General features: G+C 40.9%; 2 protein-coding genes and 2 pseudogenes. 2 read left to right on the top strand and 2 right to left on the bottom strand.

Annotated elements, in window-relative coordinates:
• Window positions 1-275: 275 nt before the first annotated feature.
• Window positions 276-742, bottom strand: a pseudogene (locus tag P8O70_19400) (fasciclin domain-containing protein).
• Between the two features lie 626 nt (window positions 743-1368).
• On the opposite strand from P8O70_19400, the gene P8O70_19395 reads away from it, so the two are divergent.
• Window positions 1369-2133 (top strand): SDR family NAD(P)-dependent oxidoreductase, encoded by a 765-nt coding sequence (locus P8O70_19395; protein MDG2199005.1) that lies wholly within the window; start codon window positions 1369-1371, stop codon window positions 2131-2133.
• 205 nt (window positions 2134-2338) lie between these two features.
• Entirely contained in the window at window positions 2339-3526 is a 1188-nt protein-coding gene (locus P8O70_19390; protein MDG2199004.1) for an MFS transporter, read from the top strand.
• Window positions 3527-4301: 775 nt separating this feature from the next.
• On the opposite strand, the pseudogene P8O70_19385 reads toward P8O70_19390, so the two are convergent.
• Window positions 4302-4628, bottom strand: a pseudogene (locus tag P8O70_19385) (IS1 family transposase).
• Window positions 4629-4657 lie beyond the last annotated feature (29 nt).

Genomic DNA, 4657 nt, shown 5'->3' with positions numbered 1-4657 from the left:
GTGACACCAATAATCGTGCTCGTGTTTCTTTTTTTGTTTTCTAAACAATACAAATAGCGCTAGCAGCGCTGCAAACACAACTGCTGCAAAGATGAGTAAACTTCCTAATATGATATCAATCATGGTTTCTCGGTTAATTTTTTCAAACTGTGTTCGGGGCATGTGAGAGAGTTTGCAGAGGCTATTTTTAGGGAACCAACACAAACTAACTTTTCAGAGGCCATCACTGGCCCAGATAGGGCCAGCGATTGATCAAAGAACAGATGAAGAAGGAGTCAGCTCTTCGGAAGAATCACCGAATCAATGACATGAATTACACCATTGCGGCTTCCACATCGGCTGCAGTCACATTAGCTCCGTCAACACGTACTTTCCCGTAAGAAAGTTTAATTGATACCTGCTGTCCAGTGACAGTCTTAACCATTTGACTTGGCTTAATGTCCTTGGACATTACTTTGCCAGGGATGACGTGGTATGTGAGAACAGAGATCAATTTGTCCTTGTTTTCTGGCTTCAGCAGACTTTCAACTGTACCTTCAGGCAGTTTAGCAAATGCTTCATTTGTCGGTGCGAAGACTGTAAATGGCCCTTTGCCGGCCAAAGTTTCCATGAGTCCTGCAGCTTTCACTGCTGCTACCAGGGTCTTGAAGGCATCATTGCCTGCCGCCATCTCAACCAAATTTTTCATGTGACCGCTGCCAGCCATCGCAATTGCTGTACTTGAAAGCAGAATGAATAGCATCAAATTTTTTACAGATCTACTCTTTTAGAATTGCTAAAAATAAATATCGGGATCGATATTTTGGAACTGTAACTTTTCCGAAAATTATGCCATCGGAATTATTTATATAAAATATTGATATTATTAATTATAATATTTTTTTGACTGACATTATTCTTCACAAAAGAAGAAGTTTTATGTGTTTCTTTTTTTAATTGCTTTTTTTCTTTTTTCGGTGACTCAGAAGCATGTTCTAACTAACTAACTAACAACTTAGACTGCTGACACATTCTATTAAATTGATTTTAGTTGTTTTCATCATTTGCGTTTCCTCCAATCAGCAGGCAAGTGGCAGAGAAATATTCTGCAACACTGCGATGCCTGATGGTACGATCAACTTATTCCACCCAGTTAGATGATGAGTTAATAGAAGAGAGAGGACGCTAATGATATAATCAACTCACTTATCTTTTCCAAAAAAGCGCTCACCCTAATCTGCAAAACTGAGTTAAGGCAGTGAACTACTTCATTTAGAAAAGATCCCCGAGAATTCTGCCGAGAAATGAATTTCTCAAAAGAAAATCAGAACAAGCTAATCTCGAAAAAAATTTAAAATTTTATTATTGAGAATTAAACAAGGAGTAAGGATGTATAGATTTGAAAATGCTTTGATCAATGGTGCTAACGGGGGATTAGGATCTCAGTTTGTTGAAGAGCTACTCAAGTGTGGTGCAAGCAAAGTGTTTGTTACTTATCGATCAGATACAGGGGTAGGAGTTCACAGTAGGAAGTTGGAGACTTTGATACAGAATTATCCCGATCGTATTCGCTCTATAAAAGCCGATAGTACCAAAGAAGAGGGGATGATGGAAATTGCAAGGGTAGTTAGTGAAGAGGTGTCCGAAATTCACTATCTTGTTAACTGTGTTGGCTATCTTCATAAAAGTGACCATGGGCCTGAGAAAAGCCTGCGGAAAATTAATGAGGAGCAGTTTATTGAAGCGGTGCGGGTCAATACCTTTCCTACTGTCTTGCTGGCTAAATATTTCATGAAGTTAATGAGGCACAAAAAAGAGGCTGTCTTTGCTGCTATTTCTGCGAGAGTCGGAAGTATTGAGGACAACCGAGCTGGTGGTTGGTATAGCTACAGGGGCTCAAAGGCTATGCTGAATATGATGCTCAGCAATATTGCAATTGAATTCAATCGTAGTTGCCCGAATGTCAAAGTACTTGCTCTTCATCCTGGCACCGTAGACACGAATCTGAGTTCCCCTTTTTCCAAAAACATGGATCCAGACCATCTCTTCACTCCCGAATATAGTGTAAAACGTATGATGGATGTCATAGAGCGTGTGGACAAGAATCCTTTGGGTGCCTTCTACGCCTGGGATGGAGAGAGGATTCCATGGTGAAAATATAGAAAAAGTAGATTGCAACGATCCTTAGGAAATTTTTTGTTCTTGCCAGAAGATAGTTCCACAGAGATCCCAAAAACATTCTGGAACCATATCAAATCATGTTGGCCTTTTGTGCAAATGATAACTCCAAGTAGCCTCTCTTGATCCTTGAAATCTGTCATCAAAACTTGTTTTCTCAATTCTCAAAAACTAGTCCGACATGCCACAAAAGGTAGCCATCTGGCTCTTAGTTTTGAACATGGGTTGTGGCACAGTTGGAACAACGATCATTTCTCCGGCTCTTAGTTCTATTACTGAGCAGTTCAGTGTTGATGAGTCTGATTCACAGTCACTTTTATCCAGTTACTTTATCTCGCTAGCTGTTTTTCAATTGATTTATGGTGTTTTCTCAGATCGCTATGGCCGTCGACGGCCATTATTCTTTGGCCTAGCTATTTTAGCACTTGGCGGCCTGATAGCAGCTTTGGCTGAATCATTTGAAACGTTAATTCTAGCAAGAATCCTTCAGGGATTTGGTGCTGCCTCAGTCTATTCAATTATCAGAGCGATTATCAATGACTCTTATGGCCGTTTAGAGAGTGCAAGTGCTCTCGCACTGATCACAGGTATTATGCTTGTTGTGCCTATCTGTAGCTTCGCTTTTGGGGGCCTGATTACTGATCTGGTTAGCTGGAGGGGGGTTATGCTGGGAATCTTCCTCGCAGGAATGGTGCCGCTTGTATTGAACATGATCCTCCTTCCTGAAACCAACCTTCAACAACTAAAAAGAATTGAGTTGAGAAATTTTATAAGAGATTATCTCGCACTTATGACCAATCGATTATTCTTAGCCTTCATGCTGGCTTCCGCCTGTTGTGTTGGAATCTGGTTTACAATGATTGGCTTCATTCCTTTTGAGTATCAGAGGATAGGAGTCAATACTGCAGAAGTTGGTTTCTGGTTTATGTTCAGCCCAATTGGTTTTGCTTTTGGAAATTTCTTAACAAAGCATCTGGTTCATCAACTAGGCCTCGAAAGAATGGCTCAACTAGGAGGTGTATTATCTATTTTTGCGATTAGTGCTTTGCTTTTGCCCAGCTTACTAAGCGTGAGCCACCCTATTTTGATAGGAATTCCCAGCTTTTTCTTTGGCTTTTCGGCTGGGTTTGTAATGGCAACAACGACGATGGGAGCTATAGCGTCTGCAGGAGAACTTGGGGGAAGTGCTTCCGGAATTGTTGGAGCTACTCAGATGGGATTTGGTGTGCTGGGGGGTGCAATGGTAGTAGGTGTTGGTGGATATGAACAATTTGAAAAGGGAGTCGCTGTCCTAGTTGGTTTTGCTGTGTTGTCAACAGTGTTTTCGACTTGTGCAAAACACTTGTGCAAACCATCTTGCACCAAGTGAAGTAAATCGTTTTTTTATTGCTGATGAGCATCTACAGAGAAGCTTACTCAATAATCTATTTTCTCCTCAACTTTACCATCACACCTCTGTTGAGAATTTAGACTCATCCTAGCCCATTTGAATGAGATTATCTTGCTCTGATTAATTCAATTGTTTGCAAGCGACTGCTACTCGTCATAGACGAAATGCGGAGGTCCTCCTTCCGAATAATATGTTTTATTCTTCTCTCACTACAGCTCTAAGCGTTAGAATGTTTTAGCTTCAACAGCTGTATCAATTTTATTTCAACTGCATTCTGCAAGATAGAAGTTTTTGGTCAGGAGTTTTCAAAGTGGGCAGGCTGACTACCCATTCTTTGCGTTACTCAAAGAGGCCAAAAGTTACTTTGATGACAGAAATCGAAATATAAACAATGTTTTAATTCCAGAAAATTAGTTATTTCCTTTGCGTCTTGCTCAGATATTTTTTGCTATTCGATAGCGCAAGTTTTCGTAAATATTTGAAGACGAGGTCCAAAATATTGGGTAAATTAGCAATTTAATTAGTGTTTAATATCTTTAATTGAAATCAATTTAGTGCTGCTACACCCAATGAAAAGTCTTCAAAAAAATAGAGGAATTCTACTCGGGGCCACGATAGCAGATGCTGCTGCGCGCCCATTACATTGGATTTATGTTACTCACAAACTGAACAAACTCACAGCTGGAACAACCAGCCCGGAGTTTTGGCCAAAAAGTGAATCTCCATTCTACAATTTACCCACAGGCGTTGGAGCTTAAGGGTTGTTTAGCTTATGGATGAGCAGTTTCAAAGAGACTTCCAACATCATTTTTGATTTGCTGTAGCAAAGTGTTTTACGATGGAGCCTGGCTAGATAATGCCTGAGTCGGCAGTTGAGTGATTCGATTTGTGTGGTGAAGGTCTTTCCCGCGTAATGCTTGGCCTGTGGAATGAAATTCTCGTAGGCCTTCAGCAAGTCCGTGCCATAGCCCATCGTCGGTAGGTGCTTGATCTGCTGCCAAAGGAGCTTACTGGTTTTGATCGTCCTTCTTCCACAGACAAAGCCGAGGACCTTGCCAAAGAAGGAGTCCACCGCCAGCCAGAGCCAACATTGGGACTTTTTTTAGCGAT

The sequence above is a fragment of the SAR324 cluster bacterium genome (assembly GCA_029245725.1).
GTDB lineage: Bacteria > SAR324 > SAR324 > SAR324 > NAC60-12 > JCVI-SCAAA005.
This window is presented reverse-complemented; position numbering and strand designations above follow the sequence as displayed.